Origin of the sequence: Xanthomonas sp. NCPPB 4037 (assembly GCF_041475695.2) — a bacterium.
Taxonomy (GTDB): Bacteria; Pseudomonadota; Gammaproteobacteria; order Xanthomonadales; family Xanthomonadaceae; genus Xanthomonas; species Xanthomonas campestris.
Window position 1 is genome coordinate 1,188,641 of sequence record NZ_CM191261.1, and the last position, 17,346, is coordinate 1,205,986.

Below are 17,346 nucleotides of genomic sequence, written 5' to 3' on the forward strand. Positions count from 1 at the left end.
GGACGCGATGCCCCGGCGACCTGCGCCGGCAGCATCCCGGCAACGCCGCCACGCTGGCAAGGCGCCAGCTGGCGCGCGCGCTGGTGCAGGCACCGCTACGCCCACGCCTCGGCATGGTCTGGCGCGGGTGCTGTCCAAGCTGGGCGTGTGTTCGCGGACCGAGGCTGCGCGCTGGGTCGCCGATGGGCGGGTCAGCGTGGCGGGCCGGGTGGTGCGCGATCCGGAGTTCCCGCTGCGTGCCGATCAACACGACGCCATTGCCATCGATGGCCAGCCCCTGGCCGGACGGGCACGGCTGTACCTGATGCTCAACAAGCCGCGCGGCGTGGTCACCACGGTGCGCGACGAGCAGGGCAGGGACACCGTCTACCGCTGCTTCGACGGCGCCGGCCTGCCATGGCTGGCACCGGTGGGGCGGCTGGACAAGGCCAGCGAGGGGCTGCTGCTTTTCAGCAACGACCCGCAATGGGCCGCCGCCGTGACCGACCCAGCGACCGGCCCGGACAAGACCTATCACGTCCAGGTGGATTGCCGCCCGGATGCGCTGCAGCTGGCGCGCATGCACGACGGCGTGGCCGATACCGACCCCGAGAGCGATGGCAGCCTGCTGCGCGCCAAGCAGGTGCGTGTGCTGCGCGAAGGTGAGCGCAATGCCTGGCTGGAAATCGTGCTGGATGAAGGCCGCAACCGGCAGATCCGTCGCTTGCTCGCAGCACTGGAGATTGGTGTGCTGCGCCTGGTGCGCGTGGCGATCGGCCCGCTGGCGATGGGCGAGCTGGGCAAGGGCAGCTGGCGTCTGCTCAGCGCTGCCGAAGTCAGGGCATTGGCACCGGCGGCACAGGCCGCCAGCGCGCCAGCCGCGCGTTGAGCAAGGCCGTCACCACCTCAACGGCCCGTGCGTCGCCTGCGCCGTTGGCATCGTGCCGGCGGCCCTTGGCGTGATTGCAGCTGGCGCAGGCCAGCGCCAGGTTGCGTGCGTCGTTGGGGTCGTCTCCCACCTGGGCGCACAGCGGCGCTGCCGCGCGGCGGCCAAACCAGGCCTGCGGCACCACGTGTTCCAGCGTGGTGTGCCCGAGCGGCTCGCCATCGGCGCGCACCGACAGGCGCCGCCGGCAGTGCAGGCAGCGGGTTTCCCAACTGCCTGCCTGCAACTGAGCCTGCGCATCGGTCTGCGCAGCCAGCAGCAGGCGCTGGCGCAGCACCGTGCGCATGCTCAGCCGCCGATGACCTTGAGCTCGTGACCGATCCGGGTGAAGGCGTCGATCGCCTGATCCAGTTGCTCGCGGGTGTGCGCGGCGCTGATCTGGGTGCGGATGCGCGCCTGCCCCTTGGGCACCACCGGGAAGAAGAAGCCGATGGCGTAGATGTCTTCTTCGAGCAGGCGTTCGGCAAAGCGCTGCGCCAGCGGTGCGTCGTACAGCATGACCGGGCTGATCGGATGTACGCCGGGCTTCACGTCGAAGCCGGCAGCGGTCATGCGCTCGCGGAAGTAGCGGGTGTTTTCCACCAGCTGCGTGCGCAGCTCGCCGGCCGCGTCCAACATCTCGAAGGCCTTGATGCCGGCAGCCACCACGTGCGGCGGCAGCGAGTTGGAGAACAGGTACGGCCGCGAGCGCTGGCGCAGCAGTTCGATGACTTCGCGCTTGGCGGTGGTGAAGCCGCCCAACGCGCCGCCCATTGCCTTGCCCAGCGTGCCGGTGAAGATATCGATCTGGTCCATCACGCCCTTGACCTCGGCCGAGCCGCGCCCGGTCGCGCCCAAAAAGCCGGTGGCGTGGCATTCGTCGATGTGCACCAGCGCGTTGTACTTGCGTGCCAGCGCGGTGATTTCATCCAGCGGGGCGATGAAGCCGTCCATCGAGAACACGCCGTCACTGGTGATCAGCTTGGTCTTGCAGCCGGCGGCGTCGGCGGCCTGCAGCTGTGCTTCCAGATCGGCCATGTCGCAGTTGGCGTAGCGGAAGCGCTTGGCCTTGCACAGGCGCACGCCATCGATGATGGAGGCGTGGTTGAGCGCATCGGAAATGATGGCGTCATGCTCGCCGAGCAGCGGCTCGAACAGGCCGCCGTTGGCATCGAAGCAGGCAGCGTAGAGGATGGTGTCTTCGGTGCCGAAGAAGTCGGCGATGGTGCGTTCGAGCTGCTTGTGCAGGTCCTGGGTACCGCAGATGAAACGCACCGAGGCCATGCCGAAGCCGTGCGTTTCCAGTGCATCCTTGGCGGCCTGGATGATGTCCGGATGGTCGGCCAAGCCAAGATAATTGTTGGCGCAGAAGTTCAGCACGCTGCGGCCGTCGGCCAGCGTGATCTGTGCCGACTGCGGGCCGGTGATGATGCGCTCGGACTTGAACAGCCCCTGGGACTGGATTGATTCCAGTTCGGCGGCGTAATGGGCGGTCAGCGCGGCGGGAGCGTTGGTCATGGCGATCGCAGTGGCAGGAAGAGGCGCAATTTTAACGATCACGGTGGCATACCACTACGTCATGCAAAATTGGCATAAGCGCCGGCGTGGATGTCATTTCACCGGCCGCGTGCCGCTGCGCAGCATGGCATGCTTGCTGTTCAGGCTGCGCCCCATCGGCCAGGAGATCGTTGTGACCCATTCCCGCTTCCGCCTTATTGCCGCGGTGTTCGGCACGCTGCTGGCCCTGGCCGGCCCGGCTGTCGCCCGTGAGATCAATCTGCTCAACGTCAGTTACGACCCCACCCGCGAGTTCTATCGCGAGTACAACACGGCCTTTGCCGCGCAATGGAAGCAGCAGCATCCACAGGACACCGTCAGTGTGGAGACCTCGCACGGCGGCAGCGGCAAGCAGGCGCGCGCGGTGATCGACGGCATCGAGGCCGACGTGGTCACGCTGGCGCTGGCCTACGACGTGGATGCGATCGCGCAGAAGGCCAAGCTGATCGACACCGCGTGGGAAAAGCGCCTGCCCGACAACAGCGCGCCGTACACCTCGACCATTGTGTTTCTGGTACGCAAGGGCAACCCGAAGAACATCAAAGACTGGCCGGACCTGCTGCGCTCCGGCGTGTCGGTGGTGACGCCCAACCCAAAGACCTCCGGCGGTGCACGCTGGAACTATCTGGCGGCCTGGGCCTACGCGGACCACATCTTCAAGGGCGACCGCGAGCGCACCCTGCGCTACATGCGCGCGCTGTTCCGCAACGTGCCGGTGCTGGATACAGGCGCACGCGGCGCCACCACCACCTTTGCCCAGCGCGGCATTGGCGATGTGCTGCTGGCCTGGGAGAACGAGGCCCTGCTGGCCAGCCAGGAGCTGGGCAAGGACAAGTTCGAGATCGTGGTGCCGAAGCTGTCGATCCTGGCCGAGCCCTCGGTGGCGCTGGTGGACAAGAACGTCGACAAGCATGGCACCCGCGATGTGGCCGAAGCCTATCTGCGGTTTCTCTATGCACCGGAAGGCCAGAAGCTGGCCGCCAAGCACTTCTACCGCCCGCGCCATCCGGAATTTGCCGACCGCAATGACCTGGCGCGGTTCCCGGACATCAAGCTGGTGACCATCCAGGAGGCATTCGGCTCCTGGGACAAGGCGCAGCAGGAACATTTCGCCGACGGTGGGTTGTTCGACCAGATCCAGGCCAGCAAGTAGGCAATGCAGATGTCGGTTGCACCCCCTCCGGCGCGGGCATCGCGCAGACGCGTGATGCCCGGTTTTGGACTGAGCCTGGGCATCACCCTGACCTGGCTGGGGCTGATCGTGTTGATTCCGTTGCTGGGTGTCTTCATCAAGACCAGCGGGCTGGGCTGGGATGGCCTGTGGCGGGTCTGGAGCGAGCCGCGCGTGCTGTCGGCGCTGCGGGTGAGCTTCGGCACGGCATTCGCGGCCGGTGCGTTCAACGCGGTGATGGGCACCTGGGTGGCCTGGGTGTTCGTGCGCTACCGCTTTCCCGGCAAGCGCCTGTTCGATGCGGTGATCGACCTGCCGTTCGCCTTGCCGACCGCGGTGGCCGGTATCGCGCTGACGGCGCTGTATGGCGGTAATGGCTGGGTGGGCCGCTGGCTGGAAGCGATTGGCATCAAGGTGGCCTATACGCAGCTCGGCATCGTGATTGCGCTGGTGTTCGTGGGGCTGCCGTTCGTGGTGCGGGTGGTGCAGCCGGTGCTGGCCGAGAGCGAGCGTGAGATCGAGGAAGCCGCGGCCACGCTGGGCGCCTCGCGCTGGCAGTCGGTCTGGCGGGTGGTGTTGCCGGCACTGTGGCCGGCGGTGCTGACCGGCTTTGCGCTGGCGTTTGCGCGCGGCGTGGGCGAATACGGCTCGGTGATCTTCATTGCCGGCAACCTGCCCAACGCGACCGAGATCGCGCCGCTGCTGATTACCATTCGCCTGGAGGAGTTCGACTACGCCGGCGCCACTGCGATTGCCGCGGCGATGCTGCTGCTGTCGTTCGTGATCCTGCTGGTGGTCAATACACTGCAGGCACGCCTGCTGCGCTATCAACGGAGCAGCGCATGACCGACGCCGTTTCGCCGCTGCCCACCATGCTGCAGAGCACTGCCACTGCCCGACAGGCACGCCGCATCACCGAGTCGGCCACCAGCGAGCCGCGCTGGGTGCAGTGGCTGATGATTCTTGGCGCATTGGGCTTCCTGCTGGCCTTTTTGTTGTTGCCGCTGGTGCTGGTGTTCGCCGAGGCGCTGCGTGGTGGCTGGGCGACGTTTCTGCGCGCGCTGGTCGATCCGGATGCGCTGTCGGCGATCAAGCTGACCTTGCTGGTCACCGCGGTGGTATTGCCGCTGAACCTGGTGTTCGGCGTGGCCGCCGCATGGGCGGTGAGCAAGCACCAGTTCCCGGGCAAACGCCTGCTGATCAGCCTCATCGACCTGCCGTTCTCGGTGTCGCCGGTGGTGGCGGGCCTGATCTTCGTGTTGATCTTCGGCCGCAACGGTTGGGCCTGGCCATTGATCGATGAAGGCTGGCGGGTGGAATTGCCGGCACTGGGCGTGGTGCTGATCCAGCTGCCGCGCATTGTGTTTGCGCTGCCGGGCATCGTGCTGGCGACAACCTTCGTGACTTTTCCCTTCATCGCGCGCGAGCTGATGCCGCTGATGGAGCAGCAGGGCAGCGATGAGGAACTGGCGGCATTGAGCCTGGGCGCCAACGGCTGGCAAATGTTCTGGCGGGTAACCGTGCCCAATATCCGCTGGGGCCTGTTGTACGGCGTGCTGCTGTGCGCGGCGCGGGCGATGGGCGAATTCGGCGCGGTGTCGGTGGTGTCCGGGCATATCCGTGGGCGCACCAATACGCTGCCGCTGCACGTGGAGATTCTCTACAACGAATACGCCTACAGCGCCGCGTTTGCATGCGCCTCGCTGCTGGCATTGACCGCGCTGCTGACCCTGGCGGTGAAGACATATCTGGAATGGCGGCATGGCGATGCGCTCGCCGCCAACCACCGCCACTGAGGTGACCATGGGCATCCGTATCAGCCATCTGCGCAAGCAGTTCGCGAGCTTCACCGCACTGGACGACATCACCCTGGACGTGCGCCAAGGCGAGTTGCTGGCGCTGCTGGGGCCGTCCGGCTCGGGCAAGACCACGTTGTTACGCATCATGGCCGGGCTGGAGCATGCCGACGGTGGGCAGGTGCTGTTCGGCGACGAAGACGCCACCCGCATGAGCGTGCAGTCGCGGCGGGTGGGTTTCGTGTTTCAGCACTACGCCCTGTTCAAGCACATGGATGTGTTCGAGAACATCGCGTTCGGGCTGCGCGTGCGGCGCGGCAAGGAGCGCTGGGCCGAAGCGCGCATCCGCGCACGCGTGGAAGAGCTGCTGGCGCTGGTGCAGTTGCAGGGCCTGGAGCAGCGTTACCCGACCCAGTTGTCTGGTGGGCAGCGTCAGCGCGTGGCGCTGGCGCGCGCGCTGGCGATCGAGCCGCGCGTGCTGCTGCTGGACGAGCCCTTTGGTGCCCTGGATGCACAGGTGCGCAGCGACCTGCGCCGCTGGCTGCGCGAGTTGCACGAGCAAACCGGCCTGACCACGGTGTTCGTGACCCACGATCAGGAAGAAGCGCTGGAACTGGCCGACCGCGTGGCCATCCTCAACCGTGGCAGGATCGAACAGCTCGATACGCCGGCGCGCGTCTACGACACACCGGCGTCGCCGTTCGTGTACTCGTTCGTCGGTGCGGTGAACCGGATTCCGGGCGTGCTTGCGCACGGCCAGATCCAGGTGGCCGGTCATGCGCTGCCGTCGGCCAATCCGGCGCTGGCTGCGGGCCCGGTGGAGGTCTACGTGCGCCCCGAGGATCTGGTGCCGGACGCCGATGGCTGGCCGGCCACCGTGGCCTGGGCACAACGCAGCGGCGCCCGCCTGCGGGTGCGCGCCATCCTGGACGCGGCGGGCAATGAAGTGGAAGTGGAACTGCCGGCATCAGCGGGCACCATCACGGCAGGCCAGCAACTGCGGCTGGCTGCGCGGCATTACGGGGTGTTCCCGGCCTGATGCATCGCCGGTTGGCGCTGGACTGTTGAGCTCGAATGCGTGAGTGGTTGGCGGTGAGCGCGGTTGTCAGTTCGCGTCGTTCGCGCGTGGCTGTGACGCGTCGTCATCCTGCAGTGCGCGCATCAAGATTGTGCGTCGGCGGTCGATGAAAGGGAGGCTGAGTCGCACGGCCTGCCGTCGAAGGATGTGCGCCAGGTCAAGCGAGCGCGACATTTATGTTGCGCTGCAATGGCAGTTGGACTAATAAGTCTGTGCAGTCTCGCTTCATGCAATCCGACCGCCCACCGCTCCAGGAGATGCCCGATGAAGCCATCCTCGCTTGCTTGTTGCCTGTCGCTGTTGCTCCTGGGTGCCGCGCCGTTGGCACAGGCACAGGACGAAGACGCACCCGCCTCACCGTTCACCGGCACCTTCGCGGTGACCAGCGATTACCTGTTCCGCGGCATTTCGCAGACCAACGAAGAGGCTGCGTTTCAGGCCGGGCTGACCTACAAGACACCGTTCGGCCTGTACATCGGCACCTGGACTTCCAACGTCGATTACGGCGCGGGCGATCCGGATTGGGAAGTGGATGGTTTTGTCGGCTACAACAAGGACCTCGGGGCCAACTGGAATGTCGATGTCATGGTTAACCGCTACCAGTATCTGGGAGCGGGCGCGTCGAATTACGCCGAACTGATCACCAAGACGACATTCCTGAAAACCTACAGCGTCACGGTTGCCTACACCAACGATCTGTACGGCACCAAGACCGATGGCTACTACTACGCGCTGGACGCCAACTGGACGCTGCCGTACGACTTCACCTTTGGCGCGCACGCGGGCCACAGCATCTATACCTCTTCGCTTAGCCAGGTGGACCACGACTACAACGATTTCGGGGTGAACGTGGGCAAGGCATTTGGCCCGCTCGGTTTGAGCGTGGGGTATTACGACACCAGCGAAGCGGCGGAGTTCGGATTCGGCCGGCAGAATTCGCAGAACCATCTGGTCGCCACCGCGACGGTGACCTGGCCGTAAGCAAGGCGCTGCGCACAGGGCGTTTGCCGGAACACTGGAGCGTGCTGCGGGCATGAGGGCGGGTAGGGCGATCAATTCTTGGTGCAGCAGGCGGCGAAGCAACAGCGCTGGGACGCGTGTCGAGATAATCACTGGGACTGACATGCAAAAGGCGCCTTCCGGCGCCTTTTGCGTTTCACAGCGGTGGAGCGGTTACTCAGTTCCAGCTCAACACGACCTTGCCGGCCTTGCCTTCTTCCATCAGGTCGAACCCCTTCTGGAACTCGTCGATCGACAACTGGTGGGTCAGCACTTTCTGCAGCGGAAAACCCGACAGCACCAACTGGGTCATCTTGTACCAGGTCTCGTACATCTTGCGGCCGTAGATGCCCTGCACGGTGAGGCCCTTGAAGATGATCTTGTCCCAATCGCAACCAGCGCCGCGCGGCATGATGCCGAGCATCGCGATCTTGCCGCCGTGGTACATGCAATCGAGCATGTCGTTGAACGCGCGTGGGTTGCCGCTCATTTCCAGGCCCACGTCAAAGCCTTCCATGTGCAGGTCGGCCATGACGTCCTTGAGCGAGGTCTTGGACACGTTGACCACGCGCGTGGCGCCCATGTCGGCGGCCAGCTTGAGGCGGAAGTCGTTGACGTCGGTGACCACCACGTTGCGCGCACCGATGTGCTTGCAGATGCCGGCGGCAATGATGCCGATCGGGCCGGCGCCGGTGATCAGCACGTCTTCGCCGATGACATCGAATTCCAGCGCGCAGTGTGCGGCATTGCCGTAGGGGTCGAAGAAGGCGGCCAGCTCGGAGGGGATCTGGTCGGGGATCGGCCACAGGTTGCTGGCCGGCATCACCATGTATTCGGCAAAGGCGCCGTTGACGTTGACGCCGATGCCCACCGTGTTGGGGCACAGGTGCGGGCGGCCGCCACGGCAGTTGCGGCAATGCCCGCAGACGATGTGGCCTTCGGCCGACACGCGCTGGCCGACCTGGTAGCCGGTCACCGCCGAACCGAGCTCGGCCACGCGGCCGACGAACTCGTGGCCGATGGTCAGGCCCGGCGTAATGGTGCGTTGGCTCCATTCATCCCACAGGTAGATATGCAGGTCCGTGCCGCAGATGGCGGTCTTTTCCAGCTTGATCAGGACCTCATTCGGGCCCGGGGTGGGCACGGGGACCTGTTCCAGCCAGATGCCCTTGCTCGCTTCGCGCTTGACCAGCGCCTTCATCGTCTGCGCCATCTGGCGGGACCTGCTCAGTGAAAGATAAGCCGGCAATTATATGCGGCCGGGCGTCGGCGCCATGCGGCGGTGCACGATTGCGGTGGAACTCGGCTTGGCTTGGCAGGTGACGGGGTGGAGCGGGAGGCGCGCCAAGCGGATGGCGTTGAGCGCGTTGCGGTCGATCATGTGGCGGAATGGGCCATGCCCATGCCTGATGGAGAGATAGGCAGGCTTGCGAGGTAGACGCATGTCAGCCTCGCAGAGCCGCCCTAGCGGACTGATGCGTGCGATCGACTGGCGGCGCGGTGAATTAGCCGCCAGGAGCTTGCCCCTGAAGAAAAGTGCCTGGCAGGAACGGATGACACAACGTGCGGCGCTTGATGGCCGTGCCATCCAGCGCTGCTGCCGGTGTCCGCTCTCGCCGGCCCCTCTCCCGACGGCGAGGGGCTTGGGTCGAGAATCTGCTGGCGCCCGAGAAGGCGCCACTACGGTGGACTCCTCAATGCGCTGGCGTTGCACCGCATTTCACTCGCGGAGGCAACGCGCATCCAACACCGCACTGTTCATTCGCCAGCGTCAGAACTTCACATCCAGGCTCAGGAAGGTCTGCCGCGGCGCGCCCACCACCATGGTCTGGTTGTAGCCATTCGGATCGGAGGCGACATAGCCATTGGTGCCGGTGCTGGCGAAGTAGCGCTTGTCGGTGAGGTTGGTGATGTTCAAGGCCAGCGCGACATCGGCTACGCCGCCGAGGCGGCCGAAGTCATAGCGCGCGCCGGCGTTGAACAACCAGTACGAGGGCACCTGCGAATCGTTGAGGAAGGTGATGTAGCGCTTGTCGACATACTTGCCGTCCAGATCCAAACGCAGATTGCCAATCTGGTAGCTCGCGCTGGAGGAGAACATCAACGCCGGAATGCCGACCACGTCCTTGCCCGCGGTAGCGACCACGCCGTTGTTGAGGTAATCGTCCTGGTAGCGCGAGCGGTTCCACGACAGCGAGTTCAACCAGCTCAGGCCCTCGATCGGGCGCCACATCAACGCCAGGTCGGCGCCGGCGCTGTGCACCGCGCCCACGTTGCTCAGGATCGATGCGCAGGTCTGCACCGCCGTACACGGCGAGGTGGTCAGCAAGCGGTTGGAGAACTTGGTGAAGTAGGCGTCGGCCGAGAGCTGGAATTGCGCGTCCTGCACGCGGTAGCCCACCTGCACCGTCTGCGACTCTTCCGGCTCCAGCGTGGAGCGGCTGCGGTCGAACGCGGCCTGTGAGGTGGCGAACGGCGTAAAGCCGAACGCGGCGATGTTCTTGCTGTAGGAGGCGTAGATGTCCTGGCGTTCGTCGAGTTTGTAGTTCACGCCGACTTGCGGCAGGAAGTTGTCTTCGGCACGGATGCGGCCTTGCGCCAGCGCGGTGGTCGGCACCAGCGATTGGGCGCGCGTGGTGGTGCTGAGCGCCTTTGCGCCGTAGTTCACCGTCAGGCGGTCATCGAGCAGGCGCACGGTGTCCTGCAGGTACAGCATGCGGGTCTGGGTGGTGTAGCGCTGCTGGAAATCGCGGCGGAACGGGGTCTGCGCTTCGTACACGTTGTACAGCGAGGTGTAGCCCTCGTTGCCCAGCGCGAAGTAATTGCGCCCTTGCGTGGTGCGTGCATTCTCGGCCCACACGCCGGCTTCCAGATCGTGATTGCCCCACGACCACTTCAATGCGCTAGTGCCGCCGAAACGGTCCAGGCCATAGTCGGTGGTGCGCATCGACACCGGGATCTGCGCCGAGGTGACGACATACGGCGTCACCCACTGCCCCTCGCCGCGATTGGCGTGGTAGTAGCCGGCGGCATCCAGGGTTGCACCGCCAAACACGAACGTGCCCGACAGGCCGGCAAGATTGTCGCGGCGCAGGCCACCGCCAGCGTAGTAGCTGGCATCGAGCCAGCTGTAGTCGTCCGGCAATCCGGCCAGTGACTGCGGATAGCCGTTGGCCACACCACTGGTGGCACCGGTGGTTTGATACGCACGTGCCATCTGCACCGCGGTGGCCCAATCCGGTTGCAGGTAGTCGTAGTCCCAACCCAGCGCGCGCTGGCTGGTCAACGACAGGTCCATGTAGTCGTATTCCTTGCGCCGCGAGGTATCCAGGAACAGGCTCAGGCGATTGCCATCGCCCCACTGGTAGACAGTCTTGAGGTTGGCCTGCTCGGACTGCTGATCGCCGAAGCCCTTCCACTTGTCGGTGCTGGCATTGGCGTAGGACAGATACGCCGACAACCCGTTGCGATCGCCGGTATCGGCGCGCACGAAGGTGCGTCGCGTTGCATCGCTGCCCACCGTCTGCACCAGCCGCGCGCCGGGCGTGGTCTGCGGATCGGCGGAGTAGAACTGCATGGTGCCGCCGAGGTTGGTGTTTGACGCGGTGCCGAGCGCGCCGGCGCCTTGTGCGATCTCTACCGAACCGAGGTTTTCGGAAATGATGGCGCGGGTGATGTGCAGGCCGTTGGTGACGCCGTAGCTCATGTTGCCCAGCGGAATGCCGTCGAGCGTGTAGCCCAGGCGACTTTGGTCGAAGCCATGCAAGGTGACCTGCGTAGACCATTCATAGGTGCCGAAGGGATCGGCGGACTGGAACTGCACGCCGGGCAGCTTTTCCACCGCCTTGAAGGCGCTGCTGCCCGGTGTCAGCTGCTCGATGTCCTGCCGGCTGATGCGTTGCACCTGCCGCGTGCTGCCTTGCGAGACCACGTTGATCGCATCCAGCTGGGTCGCGTTGCCGGCTGCATCGCCGGGCGTTACCGGCGCGTCCGCCGCGCTGGCGGGGATGGGGTCGGCGGCGTTTGCGATGACGGGAAGCAGCGCGGCGAGGGCGAGTGCCAGTGGCGTGACATGGAAACGACGGGCGGAAGTCATGGGGGAATCCTGTTCGAGCACGGCTGAGGGCGGACGCACGGTGCAAGACCGGCGTTTCGCGACGCAGGGTGTCAACGGCTCATGAAACATTGATGACGGTGGCTGTCGCAAAACTGTCGTGTGCGGGGGCTATACGTGTGCACTGGCGTCGCGCGCCGCTGCGGCACGCCGTCTTTTTCAGGGTTTTCCAAAGGTTTTTCTTCCATGACGGCTTCCCCCTCGCGTCGCGACTTTCTCAAACGTGTGGCAGCACTGACGGCTGCCGGTGCGCTACCCGCCTCGATCGGACGCGCGCTCGCACTGCCGGCAAACGCACGCACCGGTACCTTGCGCGACATCGAACACGTGGTGATCCTGATGCAGGAAAACCGCTCCTTCGATCATTACTTCGGCACCATGCGCGGGGTTCGCGGCTTCGGCGACCCACGTGCGCTGCAGTTGCGCGACGGCAACCCGGTGTGGAGCCAGGCCGCCAGCGACGGGCGACGTGTGTTGCCGTTCGCCTTCGATGCGCGCAACACGTGCGCGCCGCTGATCAAGAGCCTGGATCACTCCTGGAAAGCCGGCCATGGGCAAGACCCGTTGCGCTGGCAGGAATACGAAGCCTGGGTGCCGTACAAGGGCGAGCTGACGATGGGCTATTTCCAGCGCAGCGACATCCCGTACTACCACGCGCTCGCCGACGCGTTCACCATTTGCGATGGTTATTTCTGCTCGCTGCACGGGCCCACCAATCCCAATCGCATGTACCTGTTCACCGGTACCAGTGGCTTGAGCATGGGCAACACCGGTGCGCAGACGGTCACCAATGCCGACGATGGCAACTGGACCGCCGACATGGCGCGCGACAAGCCCGGTTACGCCGCGATGCAATGGACTACCTACGCGCAGCGTCTGCAGGCGGCCGGTGTCGATTGGCGCGTGTATCAGGAGTACGACAACTTCGGCTGCAATTCGCTGGCGTACTTTGCGCACTATCGCGATCTGGATCGCAACGATGAGCGCTATCGACGCGCACGTGCGTGCGTCCCGGGGTCCACTGCCGACAATGCCGCCACCACGCAGGCCGATCATCTGGTCGCAGCCATCGCCGCCGATGTACAAGCCAATCGGTTGCCGCAGGTGTCATGGGTGATCCCGCCCACCGCCTATTGCGAACATCCCGAGGCGCCGCCGGCATATGGCGAATCGCTGGTGGCGCGGCTGATCGATGCGCTCACCGCCAATCCCGAGGTGTGGTCCAAGACCGCGCTGATCATCAACTACGACGAGAACGACGGCTTCTTCGACCACGTGCCTGCGCCGCTGCCGGCGCTGGATGCGCGCATGGGCCGCAGTAACGTGGACGCGCGCGGCGAAGTACACGAGGGCGTTCCGGTGGGACTGGGCATCCGCGTACCGATGCTGGTGATCTCGCCCTGGACGCGCGGCGGCTGGGTCAACTCGCAGGTGTTCGACCACACCTCCGTGCTGCGTTTGCTCGAGCGCCGTTTCGGTGTGGCCGAGCCCAACATCAGCCCGTGGCGACGCGCGGTGAGTGGCGATCTCACCAGCGTGTTCGACTTCCGCCAGCCGGACCATTCCGCGCTGAGCGCGCTGCCAGCGATCGGCGACTACCGCGCACGCACGGCCGCGGTGCGCGACAAACCGCTGCCGGTGCCGCCAACCATCGCGCAGATGCCGCGGCAGGAACCAGGGCAGCGGCCAGCGCGCGCGCTGCCGTATGCGTTGCAGGTGCATGCGCGTGTCCACGATGACAACGGCGTGCAGTTGCAGTTCGTCAACACCGGTGCCGCCGCAGCTGCCTTCAACGTGTACACGTCCGCGGCGACAGGTGGCCCCTGGTACTACACCGTCTTGCCCGGCACCCAGCTGGACGACGTGCCGATGGGCGCGGTGCACAACGGCGCGTATGCATTGCACGTGCACGGCCCGAATGGGTTCCTGCGCGAGTTCGCAGGGAATTTAGGTGCCGAGCAGCCGGCGTTGGCCGCGCCGTGGGTGCAGGCGCGTCAGGATGGCGAGCTGCTGGTGTTGGAGATCGGCAACGCCGGGCGCCAGCCGTGCACGCTGCAGGTGCGCGCGCTGGATTACGCCGAGGCGACCACACAGCCGCTGCAGTTGGCCGCAGGGCAGCGCCACACCCTGCGCCTAGCATTGGCGGCGAGCGATCACTGGTATGACATTGTGGTGGAGCAGCCAGGCAGCGCGTTTCGCCGCCGGCTGGCCGGGCACCTGGAAACCGGCAAGCCCAGTCGCAGCGACCCGGCGCTCGGTCGCGCCTGAGTCAGCTGTGGGTGCTGCTAGCTTGCGGGTGGCATGCAACGCGCAGGACGGTGCGCCGACCAGATCACCGTCTGGCTGATTCGCGGCCCGGGGAGGCGGCGAGGGCGGTATCATGCCGCTCCCGTCTGGCCGCAAGGCGAGCCGGCCCCTCCCCAAGGAATCTCTCGCGCATGCGCATCCTGCTTGCCCGTCACGGCGAGACGCCGTGGAACGCCGAAGGCCGTTACCAGGGCCAGATCGATATCCCGCTGTCACCGGTCGGCGAAGGGCAGGCCGCCGCGCTGGGCGCGCGTCTGCAGGCCTTGCAGATCACCCGCGCGGTGGCATCGCCACTCTCGCGTGCACAGGCCACCGCAACGTTGGCACTTGGCACTGCACGCGCAGGCCTGCTGCAGACCGATGCGGACCTGCAGGAAATCGCCCATGGCGAATGGGAAGGGTTGCTTGCAAGCGAAATCAATGACAAGGATCCGGCACGCCTGCGCGCATGGCGCGAAGAACCCGACACGGTGCTGATGCCCGGCGGCGAGTCGCTGCGTCAGGTGCTCGATCGCAGCTGGCGCGGTCTGGCGCGCGCCGCCGACGGCCTGGGTGCAGACGACACCTTGCTGGTGGTCGCGCACGATGCGGTCAACCGCGTGATCCTGTGCAAGATCCTGGGCCTGCCGCTGCCCAAGCTGTGGACCTTCCGTCAGGCCCCCACCACGCTCAACCTGCTCGAAGGCGACGACGTCGATCACCTGGAAGTGGTCCGCCTCAACGATTGCGCGCACCACACGCCGTTCTTTGGTGAAGCCAAGCATCGGGCGTTGTAAGGCCACGTGCAGCAAGGACGCTGGAAGACGCCATGGCGCGTTCGACCGTAACACCGCCTCGGTGGCCAAAAGCGTTCCGTATCACGGCGCTCGCGGGAGTGGCCGGCCTGTTGGCGCTGGGGAGCTTCTCCGATTTCATCCCCGCACCCTTCATGTCCGGGCGGAACTGGATTGCGCCGATGTGGCTGCTGGGCGCGGCAATGACGGCGTTTATCCTCGTGCAGGGCTATCGCTTCGGTGGATGGAAGGTGGTCGTCGGCAAGCAGCTGATCAACACCGTGCTTGCGATCTGCCTGGCGCCGCCGTTGTTGGGGTTGCTGTGCTGGATCGTGCTGGCCAGAGGCGCGCCGTGGATCTATACGCGTATCGCGGGCGTGGATTTTGAAGAAACCCACCTCATGCAAACCGAGTACGTGCGCAGTGGGCGGACCTGCAAATACCGGTTGAGCGGCGGCCCGCTCGAAGAGCGCTTCCCGAGCCATCTCTGCATCAGTGAGCAGCTGTATCGGCGGCATCCGGACCAGCAGGTTGCGATGCGGGTGCGTGGCCAGCGGTCGGTGCTGGGCATGCGCATCGCATCGGCCCTGCCGTAACTCGGCGCACGCTCCAACGTACCTCGTCAGGATGATCAAGTGACATCGAAACTGTTTGCATGGATGAAGATCGGAATGTTCTTCGCCGTGATGGGTCTGCTTGTCCTGGGCCTGTTTGCCGATTTCGTTCCTGCACAATTCCTGCAAGGACGCACTTTGAAATGGCCATGTTTAGCGGTTGGCATCGTGCTGACGGTGTGGCTGCGCAGGCACAACCGGCGTCTTGGTCGCCCAACGGACCTGGACGGACACGGGCGTATTTTCAGTGCCTTCATGTTCTTCGCAACACCGGTGATGCTGGGCTTTGTGTCGTGGTTGTTGCTGGCAAAAACGGCACCCTGGTTGCTGACCTGGGCCATTGGCGGTTCATTCGAAGAAGCGTACGTCATGCAGACGGACCATCAATCAAGTCGAAGCACCTGCGAATATCGGCTGCGGGGTGGGCCAATGGAACATGGGTTTCCAGATTACCTCTGCATCCACGAAGACCTATATCACCGCTATCCACAGCAGCAGGTCGCAGTGATATTGAAAGGGCAGCGCTCACGATTGGGGACACACATTGTGGAAATCTACGGTCCGCAATGACGCGCCACGGTGTGGACGTCATGTTGGCCGGATAGGTGTCGTCTCAGGTTCAGCGCGTTGCCACCTGCTCACGGATGGCAGACAGCAAGCGTCCGCGGGTCAAAGATGAAAAGCTGCTGCTGGTAGTCCAGGGCCCGGCCAACCGCGATAATGCGCGCTGCCCGCAAGACGTCAGGTAGCACAGTGACCACCCCCAACACACTCTCCGACTGGCTCGCCTACATCGAGCAACAGCATCCCAGCGCAATTGCCATGGGCCTGGAACGTGTACGCGAAGTTGCTGCGCGTCTGCAGATCGCAGCGCCGGCTACGCACGTGATCGTGGTCGGCGGGACCAATGGCAAGGGCTCCACGGTGGCCTTCATCGAAGCGATTGGGCGTGCAGCCGGCTGGAAGGTGGGCGCCTACACTTCGCCGCATCTGCTGCGCTACAACGAGCGCGTGTGTATCGACGGTGTCGAGGCGAGCGATGCACAATTGGTGGCCGCGTTCGTTGCGGTGGAGGCGGCGCGCGGCGATACCGCGTTGACCTATTTCGAATTCGGCACGCTGGCCGCGCTGTGGCTGTTGCAGCAGTCCGAGTTGGAGTTGGCGGTGCTGGAAATCGGCCTGGGCGGGCGTCTGGATGCGGTCAACATCATTGACGCCGATGTGGCGGTGATCACCACCGTGGACATCGACCACACCGATTGGCTGGGCGAGGACCGCGAGGCGATTGGTGCGGAGAAGGCCGGCATCATCCGCGGCTGGAAGCCGGTGGTGCTGGGCGAGATCGACCCGCCATCCAGTGTGTTGCGGCGCGCCTACCAATTGGGCGCCAACGCCATCCGCGCCGGCAGCGATTATTTCCATGAGCCCATCGATGCGCAGCACTGGCGCTGGCGTGATGTTGCGCAGACCCTGGAGCTGCCGATGCCAGCCTTGCAGGCGCCGGTGCAGCTGGCCAATGCAGCGGCGGCAATCGCCGCATTGCAGGCGTTGCCAGTCGAGGTGCCTGCAACCGCCTGGGCCCAGGGTGTGACGGCCGCGCAGCTGCCTGGCCGCCTGCAGCGGGTCGCGCGCGATGGGGTGGAGCTGATGCTGGATGTCGGCCACAACCCGCAGGCGGCGCGCGCCCTGGCCCAGGCCCTGGGCAAGGCCACGCCGGCCGGCACCACCGTTGCGCTGTATGCGGCGCTGGCGGACAAGGATGTGCACGGCGTGGTCGAGGCGCTGGCCGGATGTGTAGACCAATGGGCGCTGGCCGGGCTGGAGGGCGCGCGTGGGCAGTCGGCCGAGGCCTTGCGCGCCCGCCTGCAGGGCACCGCCGCCGCACAGGCGGCCTGCCATGGCGATGTGGCCGATGCGCTGCGCGCGGTGCTGGCGGGGGCGCAGCCAGGCGACCGCGTGCTGGTGTTCGGCTCCTTCCACACCGTGGCCGATGCGTTGCAGGCACTTCATTCAGGCCATTGAGGTCGGTTGCC

General features: G+C 65.4%; 15 protein-coding genes. 11 read left to right on the forward strand and 4 right to left on the reverse strand.

Translation table 11 applies throughout. The features are described 5' to 3' along the window. Nucleotides 1–7: 7 nt before the first annotated feature. Nucleotides 8–868, forward strand: a complete 861-nt coding sequence (locus ACCQ01_RS05330; protein WP_228433731.1) for a pseudouridine synthase — start codon at nucleotides 8–10, stop codon at nucleotides 866–868. On the opposite strand, the gene ACCQ01_RS05335 is transcribed toward ACCQ01_RS05330, so the two are convergent. Both ACCQ01_RS05335 and kbl read right to left on the reverse strand, forming a co-directional pair. After that, complete coding sequence (locus tag ACCQ01_RS05335; protein ID WP_043921631.1) at nucleotides 816–1,211, reverse strand: HNH endonuclease; 396 nt, start codon at nucleotides 1,209–1,211, stop codon at nucleotides 816–818. The two genes, ACCQ01_RS05330 and ACCQ01_RS05335, sit on opposite strands and share 53 nt — an antisense overlap. A gap of 2 nt (nucleotides 1,212–1,213) precedes the next feature. Then, the gene (gene kbl, locus ACCQ01_RS05340; protein WP_228433732.1) at nucleotides 1,214–2,422 is read right to left on the reverse strand and encodes a glycine C-acetyltransferase; all 1,209 of its coding nucleotides are present in this window, start codon (nucleotides 2,420–2,422) and stop codon (nucleotides 1,214–1,216) included. Nucleotides 2,423–2,594: 172 nt separating this feature from the next. Between kbl and ACCQ01_RS05345 the strand changes: the two genes are divergently transcribed. The 5 genes from ACCQ01_RS05345 (at nucleotide 2,595) to ACCQ01_RS05365 (ending at nucleotide 7,487) form a co-directional block, all read left to right on the forward strand. Continuing rightward, nucleotides 2,595–3,614, forward strand: coding sequence for a sulfate ABC transporter substrate-binding protein (locus ACCQ01_RS05345; protein ID WP_228433734.1), 1,020 nt, complete (start codon nucleotides 2,595–2,597; stop codon nucleotides 3,612–3,614). Nucleotides 3,615–3,617: 3 nt separating this feature from the next. Then, nucleotides 3,618–4,478 carry a sulfate ABC transporter permease subunit CysT gene (cysT, locus tag ACCQ01_RS05350; RefSeq protein ID WP_228433736.1) on the forward strand — a complete coding sequence of 287 codons (861 nt, stop codon included), beginning with the start codon at nucleotides 3,618–3,620 and terminating at the stop codon, nucleotides 4,476–4,478. Next, nucleotides 4,475–5,428: a sulfate ABC transporter permease subunit CysW gene (cysW, locus tag ACCQ01_RS05355; RefSeq protein WP_115539753.1), complete on the forward strand. Its 954-nt coding sequence runs from the start codon at nucleotides 4,475–4,477 to the stop codon at nucleotides 5,426–5,428. The genes cysT and cysW overlap by 4 nt, the downstream gene beginning before the upstream one ends. Before the next feature lie 7 nt (nucleotides 5,429–5,435). Next, complete coding sequence (locus ACCQ01_RS05360) at nucleotides 5,436–6,467, forward strand: sulfate/molybdate ABC transporter ATP-binding protein (RefSeq protein ID WP_228433806.1); 1,032 nt, start codon at nucleotides 5,436–5,438, stop codon at nucleotides 6,465–6,467. Nucleotides 6,468–6,770: 303 nt separating this feature from the next. Next, nucleotides 6,771–7,487, forward strand: a complete 717-nt coding sequence (locus ACCQ01_RS05365) for a TorF family putative porin (RefSeq protein WP_011036158.1) — start codon at nucleotides 6,771–6,773, stop codon at nucleotides 7,485–7,487. A gap of 196 nt (nucleotides 7,488–7,683) precedes the next feature. Here the strand turns inward: ACCQ01_RS05365 and tdh are convergent, their stop codons facing one another. Further along, nucleotides 7,684–8,718, reverse strand: a complete 1,035-nt coding sequence (tdh, locus tag ACCQ01_RS05370; protein ID WP_172666275.1) for an L-threonine 3-dehydrogenase — start codon at nucleotides 8,716–8,718, stop codon at nucleotides 7,684–7,686. A gap of 558 nt (nucleotides 8,719–9,276) precedes the next feature. Next, nucleotides 9,277–11,691 carry a TonB-dependent receptor gene (locus ACCQ01_RS05375; RefSeq protein ID WP_228433738.1) on the reverse strand — a complete coding sequence of 805 codons (2,415 nt, stop codon included), beginning with the start codon at nucleotides 11,689–11,691 and terminating at the stop codon, nucleotides 9,277–9,279. A 114-nt stretch (nucleotides 11,692–11,805) separates the two neighbouring features. On the opposite strand from ACCQ01_RS05375, the gene ACCQ01_RS05380 reads away from it, so the two are divergent. From ACCQ01_RS05380 to folC, 5 genes are all read left to right on the forward strand, one after another. Next, on the forward strand, nucleotides 11,806–13,887 hold the full coding sequence (locus ACCQ01_RS05380; RefSeq protein ID WP_228433740.1) for a phosphocholine-specific phospholipase C: 2,082 nt from the start codon (nucleotides 11,806–11,808) through the stop codon (nucleotides 13,885–13,887). 170 nt (nucleotides 13,888–14,057) lie between these two features. Further along, a complete protein-coding gene (locus ACCQ01_RS05385; RefSeq protein ID WP_228433742.1) occupies nucleotides 14,058–14,702 on the forward strand; it encodes a histidine phosphatase family protein in 645 nt (214 codons plus the stop codon). Between the two features lie 32 nt (nucleotides 14,703–14,734). Then, nucleotides 14,735–15,295, forward strand: coding sequence for a hypothetical protein (locus ACCQ01_RS05390; protein WP_228433744.1), 561 nt, complete (start codon nucleotides 14,735–14,737; stop codon nucleotides 15,293–15,295). Nucleotides 15,296–15,358: 63 nt separating this feature from the next. After that, nucleotides 15,359–15,883: a hypothetical protein gene (locus ACCQ01_RS05395; protein WP_372358891.1), complete on the forward strand. Its 525-nt coding sequence runs from the start codon at nucleotides 15,359–15,361 to the stop codon at nucleotides 15,881–15,883. Between the two features lie 150 nt (nucleotides 15,884–16,033). Beyond that, nucleotides 16,034–17,335 (forward strand): bifunctional tetrahydrofolate synthase/dihydrofolate synthase, encoded by a 1,302-nt coding sequence (gene folC, locus ACCQ01_RS05400; protein WP_267132156.1) that lies wholly within the window; start codon nucleotides 16,034–16,036, stop codon nucleotides 17,333–17,335. The last annotated feature ends 11 nt before the right edge of the window (nucleotides 17,336–17,346 follow it).